Source organism: Chitinophaga niabensis (genome assembly GCF_039545795.1).
In the GTDB taxonomy this organism is placed as follows: Bacteria; Bacteroidota; Bacteroidia; order Chitinophagales; family Chitinophagaceae; genus Chitinophaga; species Chitinophaga niabensis_B.
On record NZ_CP154260.1, the window covers coordinates 5064130 to 5089854 of the forward strand.

17 protein-coding genes are annotated in these 25725 nt (G+C 46.1%); 5 read left to right on the plus strand and 12 right to left on the minus strand.

The genetic code is table 11. The annotated features are described in order from the left end of the window. Window positions 1-5: 5 nt before the first annotated feature. From AAHN97_RS20065 to AAHN97_RS20080, 4 genes are all read right to left on the minus strand, one after another. Complete coding sequence (locus AAHN97_RS20065) at window positions 6-3275, minus strand: SusC/RagA family TonB-linked outer membrane protein (protein ID WP_343303864.1); 3270 nt, start codon at window positions 3273-3275, stop codon at window positions 6-8. An 11-nt stretch (window positions 3276-3286) separates the two neighbouring features. Beyond that, window positions 3287-5515 (minus strand): fasciclin domain-containing protein, encoded by a 2229-nt coding sequence (locus tag AAHN97_RS20070; RefSeq protein WP_343303865.1) that lies wholly within the window; start codon window positions 5513-5515, stop codon window positions 3287-3289. 311 nt (window positions 5516-5826) lie between these two features. After that, complete coding sequence (locus AAHN97_RS20075; protein WP_343303866.1) at window positions 5827-7146, minus strand: rhamnogalacturonan acetylesterase; 1320 nt, start codon at window positions 7144-7146, stop codon at window positions 5827-5829. Next, on the minus strand, window positions 7143-8174 hold the full coding sequence (locus tag AAHN97_RS20080) for a GntR family transcriptional regulator (protein ID WP_343303867.1): 1032 nt from the start codon (window positions 8172-8174) through the stop codon (window positions 7143-7145). Before AAHN97_RS20080 ends, AAHN97_RS20075 begins: the two co-directional genes overlap by 4 nt. 339 nt (window positions 8175-8513) lie before the next feature. Between AAHN97_RS20080 and rhaT the strand changes: the two genes are divergently transcribed. Genes rhaT through AAHN97_RS20105 form a run of 5 tightly spaced genes read left to right on the plus strand, consistent with a single transcriptional unit; the run spans window position 8514 to window position 14672 of the window. Continuing rightward, the gene (gene rhaT / locus AAHN97_RS20085) at window positions 8514-9569 is read left to right on the plus strand and encodes an L-rhamnose/proton symporter RhaT (RefSeq protein WP_343303868.1); all 1056 of its coding nucleotides are present in this window, start codon (window positions 8514-8516) and stop codon (window positions 9567-9569) included. Between the two features lie 21 nt (window positions 9570-9590). Beyond that, window positions 9591-11711: a bifunctional aldolase/short-chain dehydrogenase gene (locus AAHN97_RS20090; RefSeq protein WP_343303869.1), complete on the plus strand. Its 2121-nt coding sequence runs from the start codon at window positions 9591-9593 to the stop codon at window positions 11709-11711. 18 nt (window positions 11712-11729) lie between these two features. Next, window positions 11730-12044 (plus strand): L-rhamnose mutarotase, encoded by a 315-nt coding sequence (rhaM, locus tag AAHN97_RS20095; RefSeq protein WP_343303870.1) that lies wholly within the window; start codon window positions 11730-11732, stop codon window positions 12042-12044. 12 nt (window positions 12045-12056) lie between these two features. Further along, the gene (locus tag AAHN97_RS20100; protein WP_343303871.1) at window positions 12057-13316 is read left to right on the plus strand and encodes a TIM barrel protein; all 1260 of its coding nucleotides are present in this window, start codon (window positions 12057-12059) and stop codon (window positions 13314-13316) included. Window positions 13317-13328: 12 nt separating this feature from the next. Beyond that, complete coding sequence (locus tag AAHN97_RS20105; protein WP_343303872.1) at window positions 13329-14672, plus strand: FGGY-family carbohydrate kinase; 1344 nt, start codon at window positions 13329-13331, stop codon at window positions 14670-14672. 94 nt (window positions 14673-14766) lie between these two features. Here the strand turns inward: AAHN97_RS20105 and AAHN97_RS20110 are convergent, their stop codons facing one another. From AAHN97_RS20110 to AAHN97_RS20145, 8 genes are all read right to left on the minus strand, one after another. After that, on the minus strand, window positions 14767-16941 hold the full coding sequence (locus AAHN97_RS20110) for a GH92 family glycosyl hydrolase (RefSeq protein WP_343303873.1): 2175 nt from the start codon (window positions 16939-16941) through the stop codon (window positions 14767-14769). 102 nt (window positions 16942-17043) lie between these two features. After that, window positions 17044-18513, minus strand: coding sequence for a calcineurin-like phosphoesterase C-terminal domain-containing protein (locus AAHN97_RS20115; protein ID WP_343303874.1), 1470 nt, complete (start codon window positions 18511-18513; stop codon window positions 17044-17046). A gap of 55 nt (window positions 18514-18568) precedes the next feature. After that, a complete protein-coding gene (locus tag AAHN97_RS20120; protein ID WP_343303875.1) occupies window positions 18569-19348 on the minus strand; it encodes a LytR/AlgR family response regulator transcription factor in 780 nt (259 codons plus the stop codon). A 17-nt stretch (window positions 19349-19365) separates the two neighbouring features. Then, window positions 19366-20406, minus strand: a complete 1041-nt coding sequence (locus tag AAHN97_RS20125; protein WP_343303876.1) for a sensor histidine kinase — start codon at window positions 20404-20406, stop codon at window positions 19366-19368. Next, on the minus strand, window positions 20403-21455 hold the full coding sequence (locus AAHN97_RS20130) for a sensor histidine kinase (protein ID WP_343303877.1): 1053 nt from the start codon (window positions 21453-21455) through the stop codon (window positions 20403-20405). Before AAHN97_RS20130 ends, AAHN97_RS20125 begins: the two co-directional genes overlap by 4 nt. Before the next feature lie 300 nt (window positions 21456-21755). After that, the gene (locus AAHN97_RS20135) at window positions 21756-21998 is read right to left on the minus strand and encodes a hypothetical protein (protein WP_343303878.1); all 243 of its coding nucleotides are present in this window, start codon (window positions 21996-21998) and stop codon (window positions 21756-21758) included. A gap of 159 nt (window positions 21999-22157) precedes the next feature. After that, complete coding sequence (locus tag AAHN97_RS20140; protein WP_343303879.1) at window positions 22158-23000, minus strand: hypothetical protein; 843 nt, start codon at window positions 22998-23000, stop codon at window positions 22158-22160. A gap of 220 nt (window positions 23001-23220) precedes the next feature. After that, window positions 23221-25566 (minus strand): TonB-dependent receptor, encoded by a 2346-nt coding sequence (locus AAHN97_RS20145; protein ID WP_343303880.1) that lies wholly within the window; start codon window positions 25564-25566, stop codon window positions 23221-23223. Window positions 25567-25725: the final 159 nt, after the last annotated feature.

The following is a 25725-nucleotide window of genomic DNA, read 5'->3' on the forward strand; positions in this document are numbered from 1 at the left end:
TGAATTTAGAATCCTGCTACGATGCCTAAGGTAAAAGCCCGGGAAGGAGGTGTCATGCTGTAATCAAATGCAACCCTGAATGGATCAGAACCAATGGCGGTTACTTCCGGGTCCTGCCCCGTGTATTTAGTGAAAGTGTACAGGCCTTCCGCAGTAACATAGAAATCCAGCTTTTTCATTTTCAGCTTTTTCAATGTTTTCTGATCTACGATGTAACGGGCCGTAATAGTACGGAAGCGCAGGAAAGAAGCATCCTCCACATACCGGTCGCTGCCCAGCCAGTTGTAACCACCTCCTATCACTGCTCTCGGTATATCTGTTACATCTCCTTCTTTACGCCAGCGGCGGAGTGTTGCGGTGCTTTGGTTATCGAAGTAGTACATATTGCTGGTGTTCATCTTGGCGCCGTTCACGATATCATAACCCAGGCGGAAGTTGAAATAAGCGGAGATCTGTATTTTTCCCTTCCAGGTGAACTTAGGCCCGAACCCGCCCATGAGCTTAGGGTTGCTGTTGCCCAGGTATACTACGTCCATGTAGTTGATATTCCCATCGTTGTTGATGTCTTCATAAATAGCATCTCCCGGCTGGAACGTATAATCAATGGAAGGGTAGTTAAAGCGCATGTAAACGTTCTGCCCGTTAGGATTGGTGATGGGTTTGCCATTACTTCCTTTTGCGATCGTAGCTTCCTTATCTTTGTACACCCCTTTATACCTGTAGCCATAGAAGGAACCGAAAGGATTATTCACCTGTAGCAAAGCCATGTACTGCCCTAATATGGTCACATCTCCTTTTGAGCTGGGATAGAATTCAGAGATCTCGCGGATGATGTTCTCATTCGCCGCAATGTTCAGGTCAAACTGCAGAGTAAAGTCTTTCTTTTTCAAAGGCATGGTAAAAAGCGCGAACTCCCAGCCCTGGTTATCCAATGTGCCGATGTTCATAGAAGTACTGCCATAACCGGTATGCGTGCCTAACCGCAGGTCCTTCAGGAACATATCCTTGGTGCGGTTCCTGTAAATATTACCATCTGCACGAAGGCGGCCGCTAAAAAAGGATACGTTAAAACCAATATTAGTTCCATGGTTGGTTTGCCAGCGCAGATTGCTTAAGCCCATTGTGGCAGGGTATACACCACTCTGCCCCTGGTAACTCCAGCTATAAGTATTATAACGGTTGAAGAAAGTATAGTCCCTGTCCGGAGCATCCCCGCTTTGTCCATAACTGGCACGGAAACTCAGGTCCTCCATGTTCTTGAACCTGCTGAAGAATTTTTCACCGGACACCCGCCATCTCACCCCTACAGAGGGGAACAGTCCATAACGGTAATTAGGCCCGAAACGTGAGCTGCCATCGCCGCGAAGTAATGCCTCCACAAAATATTTATCGTTGTATTCATACTTCGCAGATAAGGTGGCGCCAATATTCCGTGTTTGTGAAATACCGGAGTACACCATCAGTTCCTGGTTCTGCGTACGGGAAGGAATAGAGGGGTCCTGTAAAAGAGAAGATGCTGTATTGGAGGTGATGATCTCCTGGTTCACCGCTTTCACATCCTCCGTATTCACAATGAATAAAGCACCCACCACATGCTTTTGGTTCTTTAAGCGGGGTAAATATTCCAGTGTAAGTTTTGTATTCACACCAAATACATCAATGTCCCCGTCATAGGCCCTGTTCACTACTGTTTCTGTATTCGGACGCCCCGTAGCGATCTGCGGCAGAAAACTTTTGTTTTTGGTATTATTGATATCAAACTGTACATCAAACATGGCCCGCAATACGTCCGGCACAATGCTGTAATCTATCTGAAAACGGGGGATCACTCTTTCTCCCAGCACGGAATACTTTGCTTCCTTAGCCATCGCCACCGGGTTATAGATACGGGAATATTGCCCCTGCACATTGAAAGCAGGAGAAAAATAAGTAGGGGTAATATTGCCTTGTTCATCATATTCAAACACACTCATGTTCGGCATCTTCGTATAAGCCACTGCACGGATAGCCCCCTCTTTTGAACTCATGTAATTACGGTCCTGATCGGAGTGTGTATAGGCAATACTGGTGAAGATCTTGATACGGCTGGAAATGAAGTAGTCCAGGTTGATGCGGCTGCTGATCCGTTTCAGTCCTGTGCCGATGGAAGTGCCGGTTTGATTATTATATCCTACGGAAGCAAAATAACGCGCCTTATCACCTCCACCCGTCATACTTAAATTATGATCATGCATAATACCCGTCCGTGTCACTTCTTCCACCCAGTTGGTGTTATTACTATAGTTATTGTACCAGTAGGGATCATTGGGATCATAATTGAATTCCCTGACGTTGGTGGTATTCAAAGCAGAACCATTTCGGTTGATGAAAGCTTCCGGGATCAGCGTGGAATACTGATCACCATTCAGCAGCGGAATGGCTTTAGGCATAATGGATGCTGTGGTTTTAGCCGTGTAAGTAATAGCCGGTGCACCTTTACCCCCTCTTTTGGTGGTGATCACCAATACCCCGTTTGCAGCCCTGGAACCCCAGATGGCAGTAGCGGAGGCATCTTTCAACGCCGTGATCTCTTTGATATCTGCCGGTGAGATATTCAGCAGTTGCGCATAGCCCTGTTCATCCGCAGAACCAAAATTAAAATCACTGGGGATCTCTGTTTGTATGGGCATACCATCTACCACTATCAAAGGATTACCACTGCCGCTGATGGAAGAAATACCGCGAATGCGGATATTCATGGCCGCGCCGGGATCTCCGCTGGTAGCAGTAATATCCACGCCACTCAGCCTGCCCTGTAAAGCCTGATCGATACTGGTGGACGACATCTCCTCCATTTCCGCTGCATTGATACGTGCAATGGCCGTAGTGGTCTTTCTTTCATCGAAGCGGGACATACCATTACTGGCAGTGCTCTTGGCTGTTATGGTAAATTCATTGAGGTCCGTAGAACCGCTTTCCAAAGGAATATTGATCAGCGTTTTTCCGCTGATATTGGCCACAATTGTTTTATACCCGATGAAGGAAGCGCTGATCCTGTTCTTCAGGTTGGTGACCTTAAGGATGTAATTCCCCTCAATGTCTGAAGTGGTCCCTTTAATGATCCTGCCTTCTCCATCGACCTCCATCACCGATACCCCGATCAGGATCTCTTTTGTTTTCTTGTCCGTCACCTTTCCCTTCACGATCGTAGTAGCATCTCCCTGCGCAGTTGCGCCGGAAACAAACATGCCTATACAGGTAAAAAGGCAAATAACTGTTTTCGTAAAATTTATCATACCGGCCAGTATTATTCTTTGTATTTCAAATAATTGTTGATGAGATGGATCACGCAGCGGTTGCTCAGGAAGTTGCTTTTGGCATAGATCACATCTGCCGTTCTGTTTTCCACATCCCTCAATTTCATGGCATTGATCACACTGTTGTCCACGAACACAGATCCGGGGTCACCCTGGCTATCGCGGTAAAGGGTTTCCACAGCTCCGCCGTCTGAGCCATCCGTTGCCACTGATCTTTTATTCAGAATATGGCTATAAATGAACTTGTTCACGAGTTCTTTATCTGTTGCCAGAGTGGGATTGAAGAGCGGTAATTTATTGGGAGCCACACCGGTGCCAGGCAGTAAACCTGCATTCACCGCTGCGAGGATCGCATTCTTATCAGGGATCAGGAAAGTATAAAAAGTACCGCCGGCTACATTGGCTATTTCACCACTGCTGATAGTATAGATAGAGGAGTTCCGAAGGTATTGCCAGAAATAATTAAAGTCTGAAGTAGTGGGCGTGCCCAGCTTTTCCACATGTTTGCCAACTATCGCCGTGCTGAATTCCATCACCCGGTCTATATATTGCACGGTACCATTCTTAGCTGTTTTACTACCCGTGCCTACACCCACATTCCCAGCATCCAGGTTACCTGCAGCAAACACCGTATTGTTCTCAAACCTTACATACTCTCCGCCATAGCTGAGTACTACTCCGGTACCGGAAATATCTTTTACATCCACCTGCGGAATAATGTGTAATTGCAGTACCCGCATCAAACGCCCCACCGCATTAGGCCCAACCAGTTGTGTCCCTCCTCCGGGTGGCGTATAACGCCATTGGTTATTGGGATTGATGTCTACCGTAGGGTCCACAAAATAACCGGACGCATTCAGCACATCATTACTGATCATGAAAATGGAATACTTCTGTTTGATATTGGATACCTGGAACTTTAACTCCTGGTTCAGCAGGCTCGTCATCATCGAAAACTTCGGATCTAAATAGGCTTTACCGAACACACTGCTGAACACATTTGCTTCCTGCACTTTATTGGTACCATAAAAGATGCCATTGCTCAGGATCTTCCTGTCTACCACATCTGCCTGCGGATCAAAACGGGCTTCTTCTCCCAGCACATTGAAAGTACTGGCAAACTTGCTGGGCCATACCGTAGAACTCCAGAGATGTGCATTGATAAAGTCATAAATGATGTTCACCGGCATCTGTTCAAGACTGGTATAATGTTCCAGCAATACCCTGTTCACATATTCCAGCAATGCCGTATTGGTAGGAACAAACATGCTGTAACCATCTGCCTGTGCATCATTATCCTGCTGCTTAAAGTAATTTTCGTTATTGGGGGAGAAGGCTATCAGCGTAGGATATACTTTGGTATACACCTGTTCATTCCTGCCTGTAACCGTCTGGTATTTCTTTGTTACCACCTGGTTCACCACATAGGCTACCAGGAACTTATCGAACAGTTTTTTGAATTCACTGTATTGGGGATTGGAAGAAATGTATTCATCCAGCCCGGGTAAAGTAGTGATCACCTTATTGATCACATGCACCACCCCGTTCTCTGCAGGAATATCTGCCTGTGTAACCACAGCATCCACCACATTAAAACCTGTATACACCGTATTGGGGTAGAAGTAATTATAATCGGCCGCAGAAAGACTTTTGGCTGCCATAAAATTATTCACGAAGTAAGGGATGTACTTATTGTTATTATCACCGTCCACATAAGGTAGAGTGGCACTGTTGCGGTTACTGCCCACCACTTTGATAGGATTACCATTTCCATCCTGCCCATCGTACACCCCGGTGTAATTGGCGGTACGCCGTTTGAAAGCAATATTAGGTACCCATCCCACAGCGCTTTGGTAATCTCCTATGCGTTCTCTTTTGAAAGCATTATACACCAGGCAATAAGTAATAATCTTCTGGCAGGCCAGGCTGTCCAGCTGCTCTATCCCGCTGATGCCCTTATCCCTGAAGTATACGGAAAAAGCAGAATCGTGCGGCGCAAAAAGCGTCCAGTAGCCCGCAGCGCCAAGAGATCTTTTATACCCGGCTTTATCAATAGCGGCCAGCAGGGTCTTAAAATTCCCTTTACTTTCCAGCACCTGGTAAATAGGTGGCTCCAGGTTATCCGGACGGCCATAATATTCATCCCAGGCTTTTTTCTTACAGCTGAAGGTCAAAACGATACAGGCAAGCACTATGGATCGTGAAAGCAAGATTTTCATCGTGGATCAAAAATGTTTAGGATAATAAAAAGTTAGCGATGCCGTCTGAAACGTGCATTTTTGTCATAACGTCTCCCCTTCCATGAACTTAACATAGGTCAATTAGGAGGTGAATTTTGGTTGTTTCTTTGTGAGTCGATTGCTATTTTTTACGTAATCAGTTCTTCAAACAATTACATCAAACTTCACTAAAACTATTGAATATAAGCAGCATAACTGTCCTGATCTATCCTGCAGTCAACATAAATGTCATGCTGACATTTAAAAGCATTTACGCAATCGTTCCCGGAAATTATGCAATCGTTCCCGGACTAATTACCATCCGGTTTACCTGACGCGTTGGCAGTGCTCAAAGGCCAGTACCATTTCTCAAAAAGGTCCGGCTGAGCAGGATCAAAGTGGAGAAAATCTTTCGTGATGTACTGTGCGATATCCAGTTTTGCATCCTGTATACCTTTCAATATACATTTAGCGATCTGTGAAGCACCATAGGTACTGAAGTGGGTATTGTCTTTCAGCGCTTCAGGCTGATTGGGAAAGGAATTGGCGGGATAGTGTACAAATGCTTTCAGGGAGTTTTCCACACCCCAGGCTTCATAGAGGGTTTTACTCATCTCGTTCAGGTCTATCAATGCAACCTGCTGTTCCTTTGCAGTAGCACGCACTGCCGCAGGATAATCCAATAAAGTATTGATGATATGGCCGCTGGAATCAAAGCTGCGGCGGTGCATGGAAGTAACTAATACAGGAATGCCGCCTTTCTTGCGCGCCTCACTGATAAAGAATTCCAGGTTCTTTTTATAAGTAGTAAAGGCCCCACCACCTTTCTGTTTCTGATCATTATGGCCAAACTCAATGAACAGGTAATCACCCCGTTTCATCATACTCAGCACCTTTTGCAGCCGCTTTGAACCTATGAAGGAATACAGCGCTTCTCCACTCTCGGCGTAGTTGGCTACCACCACTTTATCCGGCACAAAAAACCGGGGGATCATCTGGCCCCATGCGGCCCATGGCTCTCTGTCCTGATCCACCACAGTGGAATTGCCTGCCAGGAAAATACTGGTAGCACTGGTATTGGGGGTGATCTCTACGCCACAGACCTTGGGATGCGCTCCATTGAATTCTATCGTTAACCGGTTATCCCAATGTAAATAACCGCGTTCCCTTTCTTTGATCCGCACCCTGTCAACTACTTCATTTTTATCATTTCTAATAAGTGTATCTTTGACATGTATAGTAAAATACACGTCAAAAAAGCGCCCTTTTTTTGTCTCCGCTTTTTCTACCATCCACCTTCTGCATTCTGCACGGATCACGGAGGAAGAAGTACCTTCCGCATCTCCAAGGATCACTTTCACATTATAATTACCTTCCGGCAGGTTTACAGAAAAAGAGAAAGGGGTAGTGCCTTCCACAAAATCGTTCTTCAGTTCATCCTTCCCGGCTCTCTTTACGCCGGTAACAACGGCATTGGGTTCCCAGCCGAAACCGGTTTGTGCATTGTATACCATGGAAGGGGATACAGCGGTATAACCTTTGGCGGCAGGGCCGGTACCAAAGTCGAACTTATAGCTGGCAGGAGGCTGTGCGAAAGTGAGCAAAGCCAGCAGCGGGTACAATAACATCATAAGGATTCTCTCATCGTGATATAAAATGGAACTTCTATTTGTTCCTTGGAGTTCTCCAGGATCAGTTTTGCTGCCATTTCCCCCATGATCCTGAAATCTGTGGAAATAGTGGTCAGCCCGTTGAGGATCAGTTTTTTGAGGGGTGTTTCATTATAGGAGATAATACCTACATCCTTACCGATCACCAGGCCCAGGGAAATGATCTTTTCTATCAATACTACCAGGTCGTTCTCCCGCAGGTTGATATATACATCGCCGGGTTGGATGTTTTCCGTGGCAATATCCCTCACCACCTTGCCGCTGAATGCATAGTTCTGGCAGAACTGCTGGAAGCCCAGGAAGATCTCCTCCGGGTAATAGGAATATTCAGGGAAAATGATCTTAACGGTCTGGTACTTTTGCAGCTTATCCCGCGCCTGCTCCAGTGCTTCGTAGATGTCTTTCTGAAAGTTCTCATATACCGCGCCATATTCCCCTGTTACACCTTTCAGTTTCTTATCCAGCAGGATCAGTTTTTCTTTTGGGATAGCATTGATCACTTCATCCACATTATCCCATCTTTCCCGGAAGTGCGGGAGGATCACCACATGCGTATATTCTTCCAGTTTTTGCGTGAGCAGTTTCCTGAATAGCCCGAAATCGCTGTTATAGATGTAGAAGTCGATGCTGGCCTGCTCTCCCAGTTTGCTGGCAAAAGAATCGTAGATGATCTTTTTGTGTTCGCTTAATTTATTGAACAGGAGTAATATCTTGAACTGGCGGCCCAGGTCAACATTTTTCACGTAGTATCCTTTGCCGGGTACAGAACCCAGTACACCCAGCCCTTTTAAGTATTTGTATGCTTTTTCCGCGGTATCCCGGGAGATCTCAAAAACATAACTCACTTCATTAATGGAAGGCAGCACATCATCCATCTGCACCTTTTCATCTGCAATGGCCTTGATAATAGAGTTGGCCAGCTGATAGTATTTAGGTGTAGCGGAGAAATCGTCAATGAATAAATACTTAAAGATCGGATGTTGCTTCATACGCACAGTGGAATTTATCCGGCAGACAAGATAGTAAAAAAACAGGGCAATCAGGTACCATTCCCGTACATTCCCGTAGCAATCCCGTATCATTCCCGTATCCATCCCGTATTAAGGTGGGGTACCTGTCAAAAAAACAGCCTCGTTTCAGCAGAAATGTCACCGCAAAAAACATCAAAAGCCCTCTATTCCCGCAAAAAACATCAAAAACCACTTGCTGATTTCACTAACGCCCAATACTATCTTAATTTAGGGTAAACACTAAAAGCATGACAGTCCATGACGGTTATAGCTCACTCATGCTTTAATTTTAAACGATTAAGCCTTTAATATTCCACCATGCAAGCACTTTTAGGAATCATCTTTCATTTCATTGGCGGATTTGCCAGTGGTAGTTTTTATATCCCTTACAAAAAAGTAAAAGGTTGGAGCTGGGAAAGCTACTGGATCACCGGAGGCGTTTTCTCCTGGCTGATCGTTCCTTTTATTGCTGCCTGGTTAACTGTTCCCGGCTTTATGGACATCATCGCCAACACACCCTTTTCTACTTTGTTCTGGACTTACATCCTGGGTGTACTCTGGGGCATTGGCGGATTAACTTTCGGACTTTCCATGCGCTACCTCGGCATGTCTCTTGGCATGGCTGTAGCATTAGGATTCTGTTCTGCATTTGGTGCTCTGATCCCACCTTTGTATAAGGAGTTTTTTACTGACAGTCCGGATACCTTCACATCCATGCTGCAGAACAACAGGGGCATCTTTGTATTATTAGGTGTGATCGTTTGCCTCGTGGGTATCGCCATCAGCGGTAAAGCGGGTATGTATAAGGAAAAGGACCTCTCTCCTGAAAAACAACAGGAAAGCATTAAAGAATTCGACCTGAAAAAAGGTTTGATCGTGGCTATTGTATCCGGTATCCTCAGCGCCTGTATGAGCTTTGCCATTTCAGCAGGAGAGCCTATGGGCCATGCAGCCGTAGAAAATAATGCGAATCCTTTATTTAAGAATAATGTGATCTTTGTAGTGATCATGTTAGGAGGGCTCACCACTAATCTGATATGGTGTGTTATCCTCAACATACGGAATAAATCATTCGGTGATTATACGAATAAAAAGACCCCGCTGGCTGCCAATTACTTTTTCTCTGCTATTGCAGGCACCACCTGGTTCTTACAATTTTTCTTTTACGGTATGGGAGAAAGCAAACTGGGCAATGGCGCCAGCTCCTGGATCTTACACATGGCATTCATCATCCTTATCTCCAGCATGTGGGGATTTGCATTGAAAGAATGGAAAGGCGTCAGCAAAAAAACATACGCTACTATCCTCATCGGTATCACTACGATCATACTTTCCGTAGTACTGGTAGGATATGGCAATTCTCTTGAAAATTGATCTCGTGATAAACTAAGTAATATGTCGACAAATAACAGTACCATCACCAAATTCAAGCATGTAAGCTATCTGTGGGATGAAGCAAAAGCAGCATCCATGGCAGGTGATGAAGTAGCCCTGCTGATCTATCGCTCTAACCTGCTGGGCGCCGATCTGCGTTTAACAAATTATGGCGGAGGAAATACCTCCTGCAAGGCTATGGCCACAGACCCCCTCACCGGAGAAAGCACAGAAGTGATGTGGGTAAAAGGTTCCGGTGGAGACCTTGGCACACTGAAGCGAAGTGGCCTCGCCGCTTTGTATGTGGACAGGATGCATCGCCTGAAAAATATCTACAAAGGATTAGACCAGGAAGATGAAATGGTGGAACTGCTGAACCATTGCATCTATGATCTGCAATCCAAAGCACCATCTATTGATACCACACTGCACGGCTTTCTGCCCTTCGCGCACATAGACCATCTGCATCCTGATGCAGCGATCGCTATTGCCGCTTCCAAAGACGGTAAAAAGATCACACAGGAATTATTCAATGGTACCATCGGCTGGGTAGAGTGGCAGAAACCAGGATTCGACCTGGGCCTGAAACTGCGCCAGTGCCTCGATGAAAATCCCGGCATCAGGGGTATCATGTTAGGTTCCCATGGTTTATTCACCTGGGGTGATACCGCTTACGAAAGTTATATGAACACGCTGGAAGTGATTGAACGCTGTGCGGAATACTTACAGGAAAACATCGGTAAAAAAAGACCGGTGTTTGGCGGTCAGCGCATGGAATCTTTGCCCAAGGCAGACAGGTTGGCAAGAGCCGCTGCCCTGGCTCCTGTGCTGCGCGGGTACTGTTCTTCCAAAACCAAAATGATCGGTCATTTTACAGATGACGACAGGGTATTGGAATTCATCAACTCCCATGATCTGGACAGACTGGCCCCGTTGGGCACAAGTTGCCCTGATCACTTCCTGCGCACAAAGATCAGCCCGCTTGTACTGGACTTTTCTGTAACAGAAGAGATCAGTGTGATCAAAGAAAAGCTCGGCCCAATGTTCGATGCCTATCGCCAGATGTACACGGATTATTACAATGCCTGCAAACATCCTAATAGTCCGGCTATACGGGATACCAATCCTGTAGTGATCTTATATCCCGGCATCGGCATGTTCACTTTTGCAAAAGATAAACAAACTGCACGCGTAGCCGCAGAGTTCTATATCAATGCCATCAATGTAATGAAAGGCGCGGAAGCGATCTCTTCTTACATCTCCCTGCCAAGGCAGGAAGCATTCAACATTGAATATTGGTTACTGGAAGAAGCCAAACTGCAACGCATGCCCAAACCGAAACCCCTCACCGGCAGAATAGCCCTGGTAACAGGCAGCGCCGGCGGTATCGGTAAAGCTATTGCACAAAAGTTTGCACAGGAAGGCGCTGTAGTGGTGATCAATGATAACGATGCACAACGTCTGGAAACGGCTAAAGCTTCCTTCAGCCAGCAATTTGGTGCAGATGGATTTGCAGCAGATGTACTGGACGTTACCAAAATAGATACTATCCGCAAAACGTTTAATACAGCGGCCCTCGCCTTTGGTGGTGTGGACATTGTAGTGAACTGCGCCGGTCTTTCTATTTCCAAACCCATAGAAGAACATACGGAAGCCGACTGGGACATCCTGTATGACGTACTGGTAAAAGGCCAGTTCCTGGTTACACAGGCAGGTATTGAAGTCATGCGTAAACAAAATATGGGTGGTGATGTATTGAACATTGTGAGCAAAAACGCACTTGTATCCGGGCCTAATAACGCAGGTTACGGCTCTGCCAAAGCAGCACAATTACACCTGAGCAGGTTGAACGCAGCTGAGTTAGGAAAAGACCATATCCGTGTGAACACCGTGAACCCGGATGCCGTTATCTCTGACAGCAAGATCTGGGAAGGCGCATGGGCAGAAGGAAGAGCAAAAGCATACGGTGTTACCGTTGCAGAATTACCGGCCTTCTATGCCAAACGCACTTTACTCAATGAGATCATTCTGCCGGAAGATATCGCCAATGCCTGCTTTGCGTTTGTTGGCGGATTACTGAACAAGGCTACGGGAAATGTGCTGAATATAGATGGAGGAGTAGCCATGGCATTTGTACGCTAAAGCTAAAACCCAAACCCCATGCAACGCATTGCCGTTAAAATGATCCTTAAAGAAGGATATGCAGAAGAATACAAAAGACGGCATAGTGCGTTGTGGCCGGAGTTGGAAATATTACTGAAGGAAAGTGGCATCAGCGATTATGCCATTTACCTGGATGAAGAAACAAATATTCTCTTTGCTTGTTTGAAAGTGAAAGATGCCACCGCGCTGGACCGTTTGCCATCACAGGCAGTGATGCAGCGCTGGTGGAATTACATGAAGGATATCATGGATAGCTATCCGGATAATTCCCCTGTAACTTTTCCTTTAAAAGAAGTATTTTATATGGCTTAATAAATCCATGCTATGGAAATTGCACAATACAATGAATCGTTACTGGCTGCACATCAACGCGCCTTTAATTATATCGCCGCAGAAACTGATCAAACGGATGCCATACTCAATAAACTGGCGGCCTTCCAGGTAGCTATCCCCAGCTGGGCGCTGGGAACAGGTGGTACACGTTTTGGCCGTTTCCCTGCAGGTGGCGAGCCCCGCAACCTCGAAGAGAAAATTGAAGACATTGGCCTGCTGCATAAACTGAACCAGTCCAGTGGCGCCATTTCTTTGCACATCCCCTGGGATATTCCTTCGAACCCTGCACACATCAGGGCACTGGCAGCAGAACATGGCATTCGTTTCGATGCCATGAACTCCAATACCTTCCAGGACCAGCCGGGCCAGGCATTGAGCTATAAGTTCGGTTCCCTGCAACATGTAAATAAAGCCATCCGCCAACAAGCCATCGACCATAACATAGAAGTGATCAAACACGGTATTGAACTGGGTTCTGATTCACTCACCGTATGGTTATCTGATGGTTCCTGTTTCCCCGGCCAGCTGAATTTCCGCCAGGCATTCCAGAACACTCTGGAAGGTTTACAGGAGATCTACAAAGCATTACCGGATAACTGGAAAGTGTTTGTAGAATACAAAGCATTTGAGCCTAACTTCTATTCCACTACGGTGGGCGACTGGGGCCAGTCTTTACTCTACGCCAGCAAACTCGGCCCTAAAGCGTACACACTGGTAGACCTTGGTCACCATTTACCCAACGCGAACATTGAACAGATCGTTGCCCTCCTGCTAATGGAAGGAAAACTCGGTGGTTTCCACTTCAACGATTCCAAATATGGCGATGATGACCTCACCGTAGGCAGCATCAAACCCTACCAGTTATTCCTTATTTTCAATGAACTGGTAGAAGGGATGGACGCACGTGGCATGAACCATGCAAAAGACCTGGGCTGGATGATAGATGCTTCTCACAATGTAAAAGATCCTTTGGAAGATCTGCTGCAATCCGTGGAAGCGATCATGCTCACCTATGCACAGGCCTTGCTGGTAGACAGGAAGAAACTCGCCGAAGCACAATTGAATAACGATGTGGTAACCGCCCAGGAAATATTACAACAGGCTTTCCGCACAGATGTTCGCGCATTGGTAGCAGAAGCCCGCTTAAGAGCAGGCGGCTCCCTGAACCCTTTGGGTTATTTCCGCGCAGCAAAAGTGAGAGAGCAATTAATTAAGAAGAGAGGCCTCAAAACTGTGGCAACCGGTCTGTAATAAATTGAATGAATGGCAAGAGTTCCCGTTATAGTGATATTTGATGTTGGTAAAACCAACAAGAAATTGTTCCTGTTTGATGAACAATACAGGATCATATTTGAAAGAACTGCCCGTTTTACGGAAACAACAGATGAAGACGGCGATCCCTGTGAAAACCTGGAAAGCCTCCGCCTCTCTGTATTTGATTCGCTCAGGGAAGTTTTTAAAATGAAGGACATTGAAGTAAAGGCCATCAACTTCTCCACTTACGGAGCCAGCCTGGTGTACATCAATGAAGAGGGGAATCCGCTCACACCTTTGTATAATTACCTGAAAACATACCCGGAAGCGTTAAAGCAACAGTTCTATAAAAAGTATGGTGGCGAAGCAACATTCAGTGTGCAAAGCGCTTCTCCTGTATTGGGAAGCCTCAACTCCGGCATGCAGCTTTACCGCCTGAAACAGGAAAGGCCCGATGTGTTTGCCTCCATGAAGTATGCCCTGCATCTGCCGCAATACATGAGTTACCTCCTGTCCGGCACAGCCTGTTCTGATATTACCAGCATAGGCTGCCATACCAATCTCTGGGATTTCACCACTAATAGTTATCATCGTTGGGTGAAGGAAGAAGGGATCCTGGAAAAACTGGCACCCCTGATGCCTTCCAACGAAGTGATGCCTGCCGTATTTCCCGGCAACAACTACCATATCGGCACAGGCCTTCATGATAGCTCGGCAGCACTGATCCCTTACCTGGTGAGTTTCCACGAACCGTTCATATTAATTTCCACCGGCACCTGGTGTATCAGTTTTAATCCTTTCAATGAAAGTCCGCTTACGGCGGAAGAGCTGGAACAGGATTGCCTCTGTTATATGACCTTCCAGGGAAAACCGATCAAAGCATCAAGGCTTTTTGCAGGTTATGAACATGAACAGCAGGTAAAACGTATCTCTGATCATTTTAAACAGCCTGCACTGCGTTACAGGAGCCTGGATTACGATCCAACCATTTCCCTGAAACCGGCAGGTAATTTTGCGGACAGACACCTGGCGGATTTCCCGGATGATGTAGCGGCTTATCATCAGCTGATGTTTGATATTGCCATACAGCAACAGCATTCAACCAGCCTGGTGGTGAAAGGCACAAAAGTGCGGCGGATCTTTGTGGATGGAGGGTTCAGCAAGAATGTGATCTATATGAACATGCTGGCTATGTTATTCCCGGAGATAGAGATCTATGCGGCTTCCATGGCACAGGCTACTGCAATGGGTGCAGCGCTGGCTATTCACCCTACCTGGAATAAAAAGAGCCTGCCCAATGACCTTATTGAACTGAAATATTACGCGGTAAAACAGGAGCATCTGCCCTTTTGATGAATGGGTATTTACTTTCTGATAATACCTATTGCAATCGCGAAACTGGGGTATCCCCCTTTTTGATAAATGGGCATTTACTTTCTGATAATACCTATTGCAATCGCGAAACTGGGGTATCCCCCCTTTTAATAAAGATCTGCGCTCCCTCAGCTAACATGGAATGGGGGAGACTATATCCGGAAAACGGTTTTCCGTTAATGGTGATGGATTGAATATATGCGCCTTTACTGCCTGTTTTTATAACTGTTTTCTTTCCATTTGGGAGGTGGATCGAAATACTGTCGAAGATAGGTGTACAGAGCATATATTCTCCTCCCACCGGGTCTACAGGATAAAGTCCCATGGCTGCGAATACGTACCAGGCACTCATTTGCCCCGCATCATCATTTCCACTCAATCCGCCAATACCATCACTGTATTCTTCTTTTAAAATGCGCGCTACCTTCTCCTGTGTTTTCCAGGGAGCGGCTGTATAGTTGTACAGGAACGGGATATGATGCCCCGGTTCATTACCATGCCAGTATTCGTTTTTTTCAAATAAGCTATCCAGTGCGGCTTCCAGGTTCAGTAATGAAGCCAGCCCTTTCACATCCTGCGGTACATAAAAAGTATATTGCCGGGGCGTGCCTTCTGTGATAAAAAACAATTTCTTATCCGGGTTAAAATCTTTGTAGAAACTGCCATCAGCGTACCTGCCATTCATCAGTCCTACTTTCTTATCAAAAACATTCCGGTAATTGGCGGCGCGTTTTTGGAGTTTTTCGAAATCTTCTTTTTTGTTAAGGCTCCGCGCAACTGTAGCCAATGCATAATCATCATAGGCATACTCTAATGTACGGGATACCTGCTCCCTTTTATGGAAAGCATCCATCACGCTATCTTCCAGGGGTATGTAGCCATACAGGAGATAAGAAGTGATGGCCCTGCGCCCCTTGCCATTTTTATAATCTTTAATATCCGGTATCTCAAAAGCATTCTTCCGCATGAGTGCATAAGCTGCTTCAGTATCGTAGTTGCGGATATTTTTATTATAAGCCGAAGCAATGAACGCGGTACTATGATCTCCTATCATAGCTGCTGTATAGCTATTCCAGCAGGGAAAGATAGGCAGCCATCCACCCTGCTGCCCTTTAAGGATCAGGGATTGTACGAAATCATTGATCAATGCAGGTTGTAATATTTCAAACAAAGGAAGCTGCGCACGATAGATATCCCACATGGAAAAATCATCGTAATACCCGCCTTGCTTCAGTTGTTCATTCTGATAATCTCCTGCAAACCTTGGATACAATCCATCCACATCACTCATCAGGCGGGGATGCTGCATACTGTGATACATGGAAGTATAAAAGATCCGTTTAGCCTGCTCATCCCCTGTACTCACCTCAATCTGCCCCAGCGCTTTATTCCAGGCAGCTTCTGCCTTTTTGCGCAAAGCAGAGAAATCCCAGGTGTTCATCTCTGCCTGTAAGTTCCTCCTTGCGCCTTCAAGCCCTGTGAAAGAAGTACCTACGCGCAACCGGATCACAGTGCCTTTCTTTGCATGTAGCGCAATACCCATGGAGGTAGCCATCACTTCCAATGCATCATTCTTTGCTCCTCCCTTCTTTACAACACTTCCTGCTTTCGCAGCATCCACATCATACTGTATCACAAACCAGCCACTAAAGCCTGCGGGTTGCCCGCTGCCCTGGTAGATCCTGTACACAGGGTTATACCCTGTGATCTCTTTCTTTACAGGATCAATTGTAATACCGCCTTTTTGCTTATCACTGTTAGGCGTAACCACAATATGTAAACTATCATCTTTCAGCATGGTGAACTGCAGCATGCCGCAACGCAGTGTAGCCATCATCTCCGTTTGCACATTTCCTAATTCGTTCTTATAATAATGCGGCTGGCTGATCTCTTTTGTATGGTCCAAAGCATTACCGCCACTGTTCACCGGCATAATGGTCACACTGCCATAATCCTGCGTGCAGGAACCGCTCAGCCAATGCGTGAGCCTGTAGCCGCTGGAGGTTTCGTCTTTATAGTAATAAGGAGCCAGGCATTTCTTTTCCGTGCTGCGGGTTTGGGGAGTAAGTTGGGTCATACCGAAAGGCAGCCCCACAGCGGGGATCACATTCGCCAGCATTTCTGTACCGGCGCCATGTTTCTCTGCGCTGATGGTAGTGGAAGCAGCAGTGCCCATCAGCGGGTTCACATATTTAACATGCTGCGCATATGCACAGCTATTGAGCAGCAATAATAACAACGTTCTCATGGATAGTAAATATAGCAGGAATATTTACAAATATTCCTGCTATTCTACAGCTATCTTAAAGTTACTTTTTCTGCACAGACATTACCAATGCCCATTCTACAGCTATCCTAAGTTTACTTCTTTCGTGTATACATTTCCAAAACGGTCTGTGGCCTTCACGGTGATCATCTTTGCATTCGCAGAAGGTTTGGCCGTAAACAGGTGCTCCGTTAAGCTGGGCTCTACCCAGGTATGTTTTGTGGGCATGGAAGGCCCTTTATACAGCTCCACAGCTTCAGGATCAAAGCCTATGATCTGTTCCATATTACCTTTGGCCACGCCATCTTCCAGCCATTCCACTTTCCACTTAGGGTCCCAGTTCCATACATTGGCTACCACAGCATCTGCATGTTCCGCCATACGGCCTTTTTTATGGATGCTGATCTGGTGCGTTTTATCAAAACCAACAGACTTATAATACCATTTGATATCGTTGCCATCTACTTCGTATACTCCATATCCACTGGGCGTTCCATCTGAACAAATAGGGCCCGTCCACCAGGCGCCACAAACAGTGCCATGGTTATGTTCCATGATATTGTCCTTTTCCCAGTTCTCGTTGAAATGGGTATGGCCGCTCATGATATGTACATTGTAAGGTTTCAGCATGGCATACAACGCAGCACGGTTACTGGTAACGCCACCCAGTTCTTCTTCCTTTGCCCCACTCCTTCTCTTAGCACCATTATCCGAAGGGATATGCAGAGATACCACTACTGTACTGCCGGCAGGCACATGCTGCAGGTCCTTCTCCAGCCAGCTCAGCTGGTTTTCCGTAAAGTACCCGATATAACGGTGGCCGGTGCCAATGAAGAATACATTATCCAAGGTTACGTAATGCACCTTACCCCTGTTGAAAGAATAATAGGTAGGGCCGAAGTTTTCTTTGTAGGTAGCCTGTGACCGGTCATCCGTACGGGCAGAATAATCAATATCATGATTACCGATCACCTGGAAGAAAGGTGCACCGGTAGTACCTACCGCTTCTTTGTAATCAGCGTATAATTCAAATTTATCAAACACCAGGTCACCTGCGCCAATACCATGGATCGGTATCTGGCCAAGAGAGGCAACCAGCGCTTTAGTATCCGGAGCGGAAATGGTTTTCAGTAACTCCGCATCTTCTTTAGTGAGGATCTGTGTATCGCCCCATACAATGAAGGCATGTTTATCATCACCGCCTTTGATGGCATCCAGGGGGAACTGGATGTTCTGCTGCGGGGCATTTTTGTCTATCTTAACATAAAAATCAGCTACGCCCTTTTTGTGCGGGATGGCGTAACCGGAGGGAACAGAGAGGAAAACGAACTCGGCATTCACATGCGGCTCAAAGCCAAAGCTGCCGTCACTGCCTGTTTTCACCACATTGTAGCCATCACTGATCACCACATTGGCGATACCCTTACCGGCAGAAGTTACTTTACCTTGTACCTTTTTAACCTGGCTCTTTTCCCTTCCTAATACATCTACCGCAGGTAATGCGGCAGCGGCGGAGAATACGCCAAAACTTTTCAGAAAATTCCTTCTTTTCATATGGGCTGTTGTAAGCCGCAAAGAAAAGCATCCAATGTTACTTAATTATTAAGGATCACTTGCCCATCCATTTCTTAAACTCCGTTACCCTTTCCCGGCTCACCAGCGCTTCTTTACTTTCTGAGGGTTTTAATCCAAGAATAAGGCGGTTACCAAAATAATCATCAATCTTATCGATGCTGCGCACAGCAACAAAAAAAGAACGACTGATGCGGAAATATTGTTCCGGGTCCAGCATTTCGTCCAGTTCATCCATCGTATAATCAATAACAAACTTCTGGTTATCATATGTTTTAAAGAAGTTTAATCTTCCATCACAGAAGAAGTAAGCGATCTCACTGATATCAATTGAAACCAGCTTCCGCCCGTGCTTTACGAGGAACCGTTTCCGGTAAGCAGGGGGCTGTAGTTTCTGGCGAAGTTCCTTCAGCAGATGGTCCATATTCATGGTATCATCCGTTGCGCCGGTTGTAAATCCTTTCTTCAGTTCCTTGTATTTATTGAGGGCTGCCTGTAATTCATCTTTCTGTACAGGTTTCAGCAGGTAGTCGATACTATTCACCTTAAAAGCCTTCAGGGCATATTCATCGTAGCTGGTAGTAAATACCACCGGGCTTTTTACTTCGGTGAGATTGAAGATCTCAAAACTCTGCCCATCCGCCAGCTCTATATCCATCAGGATCAGGTCTGGTTTTGGATTGGACTGTAACCACTCCACCGCGGAAGAAATACTGTCTGCCGTACCCACTACGATAGAAGCCGGGTCTACCGCTTGCAATGTTTTCTGTAATTTCTTTACAGCCAGATCTTCGTCTTCAATTATAAAAATATTCATAAAAAGAAATTTACTACTTAACTCAGGCCCGGGATCAGCGGCAACACCACTACAAACCGGTTCTCCAATTCATTGATCCGCACATCATACCGGCGTAACAACCTGTACTTCTCCCGGATATTGAGTAAGCCTATACCCATGGATTCCGGTTTGTTTAGCTTCTTCACCAGGTTATTCTCTATCACCAGGTAACCATCTTCTGTGGAAGTAATGGTAAGGGTGATCGGTTCCTGTTTGCTGACCACATTATGCTTCACCGCGTTTTCCACCAGCAACTGTAAACTCAGGGCCGGTAATTCATACAGCATAAACCCGTTGTCTATCTTCACATGCATCTGAAAACTCTCCCCATGCCTGGTTTTCAGCAACTGGTAATAGGACTGTATAAAGTTCACTTCCTGCTCCACCGTACTCATGCCGCTTTCATTGTTGCGCAGCAGGTAGCGGTATACTTTACTCAGTTCGTCCAGGAATTCTTCTGCCAGCTTCTTATCTTCCGAGATTAAAGAAGACAAAGTGTTGAAGCAATTGAAAAGGAAGTGCGGGTTCACTTTCTGCTTCAGATTATCAAATTCCTGCTCCAGGTGCAGCTTCTCCATCATTTCCTGTTCTGTGGCACTCTCCTTGTACTTATCAATGATATACAATACCTCCCAGAGTGTCTCAAACATAATGTTCACCGCCAGGCCCAGCAGGTAGGCGTACAGAAAATCAACGTTCTCCAGCTGATACCCCAGGATGTGGAACCAGTCGTACACCAACAGAATAAAAAAACTGGAGGGCGTCATCACCACCAGGTTCACCAGGCTTTTCCACCTGATCCTTTGTGCCGTTTGCTCCAGCGAAGGAAACTTACTGATCACATAATGATCATACTGGTAATGCAGGAACCAGCTCACTACGCCTATTCCATACAACAGCGGATAAGAAACCGCCCATATCCGCCAGTCGCTGAAGATCCGCTCATCATAAAGGATATATGCCCATGCCAGTATGATAAAAGGCATGGAATATAAAAAGCCCAGTGTTTGTATCCTGTTAGGTTTTACAAATTTCATACGACTACCTCCCTTCCCCCGAACAAGGGTAAATTGATGATCCTGATGTTGCTGCTCTCACTGATCGTGATAGGCGGGGCATTCAGCAGCTGGTATTTATTCAGCAGGTTGTCCAGCCCCTCTTCTATGTTAAAATTCTGCAACACTGTTTTTTCATATACCGAATGCGTGATCGTGATCTCATTGTTATCGTTGCTCTCAATCAATATCTTCAGCGGGTTCTTTTTGCTGATGGCATTGGTATAGATAATATTCTCCAGGATCACCTGCATGCTCAGAGGGGGCAGGTTCTTACGCAGGGTATCCTTATCTACCCTGATAGTGGCTTTAATAGCAGCGCCAAACCGTTGTTCTGTTAAGTACAGGTAAGATTCTGCAAATTTGATCTCATCTGCTACCGGTATCAGGAATTCATCATCGCTGCGTAACAGGTACCGGTGTACCCTACTCATTTCATCCAGGAACCTTTCTGCTTTTTCTTCTTCATCCGGGATAAGGCCGGAGAGGGTGTTAAAACAATTAAAAAGAAAGTGCGGGTTGATCTGGCCTTTCAAACCCAGCAACCGGCTTCGCTGATAGGCGTTCTTCAGCTTTTCTGTCTCCGCCAGGGAAGCCTTCCAGTTTTCCCAGTTGGCGATCGCTTCATTGATAAAAGTGATCACCGTACTCAGGATACAGCCGCATAATACTGCCCACCAGAACATATGCGGTTTTGCCTGGCATTCCAGGATAGGCACATGATTGTAAGACAGGTACAGCGCCGTCATACTGCCAATATTCATCAGGTAGAAGATGGGCAGCATTATTGCGATGCGTTTGAACAGGTCACCGGCGGAAGGGAACCTGTTACGGATGAATACAGCTACCAGGCCAAAGATGAAATAGATGACCAGGAAGTATAAACCGCTCCCAAGAAAACTTTTCCCAAATTCCAGTGCGCTACCTAAGATACAGCTCCCGAATACCAGCAGGTTCATCACAAGGATATAGGGGATCATCACCCATCCAAAGACCAGTGGTTCTTTCTTGCTATATCTTACAAAGGCCATGTTATAAATGTATTAAAATCCGGGTGTATTGCGTATAACATGGTCATGAATTGAGGGAAACAAGGATGAAATGTAGTAAACCATGGATGAATTGTTATCTCCGGATGGGGCTGCCTTCGGATGAAATGGTTAGGCTGATTACCGCTGTGCCGCAGACTTAGATTACTGCTATGCTGTGGGGAGCTGTAGCTTTCAGGTTACCACTGGATCACAGAACCTGTAGCTTTCAATTTACCGCTGGATCACAGAACCTGTAGCTTTCAGTTTACCGCTGGATCACAGAACCTGAAGTTTTTCAGTTTACCGCTGCACCACAGGCTCCGTAGCCTTCAGATAAGCCTGCCAGGCTTTGAGGTCTTCCTCGTTCATTTCTTCCAGGGCCTGCCAGTGCAGGCAATTCCCGTAATTATCAGCCAGCTCTTTGCCTTTTGCAACTAACTGTGCCGGATCCGTGGCATACCTGCCGCCTGTTTCCTTTGACTCCCTGATGTTACAGGCAGCCATGCTCAAACATACCATGAGCCCGGAGATAACAATCTTCATGTCAACATTTTTTGGGGTTATAAATATGATGACAAAATTAAAGCGGCAGGGAAAGGCACACAACACTGAAATGCGTGAATTGCAGAGAAGGATGCCTGAATTGGAGTTCAGGGATCAGAAAAACCCGCAACAAACTGCTGCGGGCCTCTGGTTTAATAGTTATTGGGGAGCGACAACTGTTTGTTGGTTCACAATCGGCCAAACACCCGGCGTTGGAACACTTACACCTTTTGTTTTCCCACGCAGCCCTGCATCTGCACCGAAATAGTACAAAGGCCAGCCTTTATAGGTAAGCTGTTTTTTGGTGAACACATTGATCACCGCAAAATCCGTAGCAGCCACACCGGTAGGTACCTTTTTCAGTTCCGCTACCTCGTAGATCGGCCAGGTGGCATTATTGCTGAAATCTTCCTTGGTATATTTATTTACATTGTTCCTGTCGTTCTTAAAACCATACAGCGTACGGCCATTCGCATCTGTAAAATATTGCACAATCTCTACACCTTCCACATAAGCGCTGGTATACTGTTTACCATTGTTCCCGATCAACGGGCCATTCATGAGCATAATGGTATAATCCGGTTTTGCCACAAACCATACTTTACCTACGTTCTCTCCTTTTGCTTCACCCGCAGCCGCATCTGTTTTGTAGTAATACAAAGGCCAGCCTTTATAGGTATTTTGCTTTGCGCCATCCGGACGGGTAATGGTCCCAAAATCCGCCGCAGCTAAACCTGCTCCCAGGCGGAGTGTAGTGGTATAAAAGATAGGCCAGGCATCCCTGCATCCGCCGGTGCAGACAGAATTACCCGTGGTATCCCTTGTGTAATAATAGAGCGTACGGCCGGCACTGTCCGTCAGTACCTGACCCAGTGGGGCAATTTCTTTCAGTACAACATTGTCAACCGGGGGTGGAGGAACAGGGGGCGCCTGATCTCTTGTACAAGCCACTGACAGGCATGCGAGGGCAATCACAGTGATGTGTGCTTTTGTGTTCAGCATAATGATTAACGGTTAAGATTATAAACTATCCGCTAATACGGGGAGGAAGTTTTCCGGGTTGCCTGCCGGAGAACTTTATTCAGATTGATGCTATTTTAACAAAGCTCAGGTTCGTCACTTGTATAAGACAGGTTTGTTACGTGTTCGCTTAGCCTTCCTACGGGGCCCATGAGAAAATACTATAAAAAAGGCCCCGGGAATTCCCGGAGCCTTACAATAATCAGAATTTAAGGATGAGGTTAACAGCGTAATTACGCGGAGGCTGTGGTTCTCCCCAGGGCCCCCAGTATTTTGTATTGGTGATATTATCCAGCTTCACGCCAATGCGGTATCCGGGACGGTCATAGAAAATAGTTCCGTTCACCAGCGCATATGCCGGGAAGAATAAAGTGTTCGCATCATTGAATGGTGTTTCACTGTTGTAGAAAACACCACCGGCAATGCCCAGGCCTTGTACCTTACCTTTGGGCATCCGGTAACTGATCCATGCATTCCCCATGTGTTTACCACCGGAACGTGCCGGGCGTTTGCCCTCGAAATTGCTGGCTCTCACAATCTCACTTTCATTAAAACCATATCCTGCCATAATGTTCAATCCCGGAACAGGATTGGTGATCAGCTCCACTTCCACACCCTTGCTTTTTTGCTTACCATCCTGTACCTGGAAAGCATTATCCACCGGATCAGTTCTCAGTTTATCCGATACCGTGATATCATAGAAACTCAGTGTTGCATTTAGTTTACCACTGAACATCTCCGCTTTCACACCACCTTCCCACTGATTAGCCTGTTCAGGTTTGAAGATATTCCCGTTCCTGTCCAAAGTACCGGTATAAGAGAACCCATTCATATAGTTAGCGAAAACAGAGAGTTGTTCTTTTAACACCTGGTACACTACGCCGAATTTAGGAGACAGGGATGTTTTACTATAGTTGCCGGTAGTTTTACCATTTACAAAAGAGTAAGTGCCTTTGTTATCCACTTTGTCCCAGCGAAGGCTCATCATCAACAATAAGCGGTCTGTGAAGTTTATCACATCTGCGCCGTAGATACCATAACGGTCTATCTGGCTTTGGTAGTGAGAAGCCAATGGTGTTTCAGACAGGCGGCGTTCTATTTTCTCTGCCAGCATAATAGGTGAGCTGCCATTCTTTATGTTGATGGTATCATACATAAAGTTCATCAGGAAAGTAGGTTGTGTAATATCCGCCAGGTAATCTGCACCGATCAGCACACGGTGACGTATACTCCCTGTATTGAATTCCCCGTTGATATTCTGCTGTACGTTGATGCTTTGGTAATTGTGGCTGTACTTCTGTATCTTCCTTGTCAGGGAATCACTGGCCCTGCCGTACAGCGTGCCGGAGAACTGTAACTGATTGCGCGCATTCACACCTCCTGTGGAGAACAGCGTAGTGGTATTCCACTTGCTGTTGAACTTATAATTCATTTGTGCGTATACGTTATAACCCGGGAAGGTAGAGGTCAGATCGTTTGAATAGAACGTTTTATAATAGTATTGCTCCATCTCCTTATAATTTTTGATGCTGGCATCCGGGTTCAGGTAAGCCACGGCGGAAGTACCATAATTACGGAACAGTTCCAGGTCAAAAAGGAAGGAGAGCTTTTCGTTTGCTTTATACGTTAAAGCTGTAGCCAGGAAATAGTTCTGTTTGAAACCTGCATCCTGGAAGCTCTGCGATGCATGGCGGCCGATATTCACTCTCAGCAGGGTGGTTTTATCCTCATTCAGCGGAGCATTGATATCAGCCGTGATGCGGTTCAGGCCAAAGCTGCCGGCTGTGAGCGCCAGTTCCGTCTTAAAGGTTTCAAACGGCTTTTTGGTCACCCTGTTCACAAGGCCGCCGTAAGACACAGCACCGGAACCGAACAGTGTGCCTGAAGGGCCTTTGATCACTTCAATCCTTTCCAGGTTAGCAGGGTCTACCGTGATCAGCTGATTAGCCACTAATCCGTTGCGCACAAAACTCCCTGTTCTGAAACCACGGATAATAGCAGAGGTACGGCCATTGCTCACTGTTTCCGTAGAATTCACACCCGCCACATTTTTAATCGCATCTTTATAATCCAGGATGATCTGCTCCTTCATTAATTCTGCCGGCACCACGGTATACACCTGTGGGTTCTCAATGTTCTTTAAAGGCATGCGAACAGCAGATTCACTTTCCTTACGGGCAAACCTGTTCCTGTCACCCGCGATCACCACTTCCCGCAGTGTTTTCTGGGAGAGGGTCATCTTCACATCCACGGTAGTGGTTTCACCGGCTTTCACGGTAACGGACTGCGTGTATTTATCATGATCAAATAAGAATACTTCCAGTTCATAAGTACCTGGTTTCAGGTTGCGGAAAATAAAGCTGCCTGTTTCATCGCTCAGGGCTTGCCTGCGGGTATCTTTCAACCGCACACCCACTGATGCTGCCGGTTCCCCTTCAGCAGTAGCTACCTGTCCTTTAATAATACCGGTGGAAGATTGTGCGAAAATGGTTGATTGCGGGACCAGTATAAGGCATACAAGGCCCAGGGCAATAATGATTGCTCTCATGGTATTGTTTTATAGTTATGGATCGCCGCAAAGCTACATACCCCTTCCGCGAGGAGTTTATGCATTCGGGAAAATGATTTACGGGATTGGGAATAATCTGGTAGGGGTTGACTTTGGGGTTTGCGTTTATAACATGGCCTGGAAGCACTATGCTTCCAG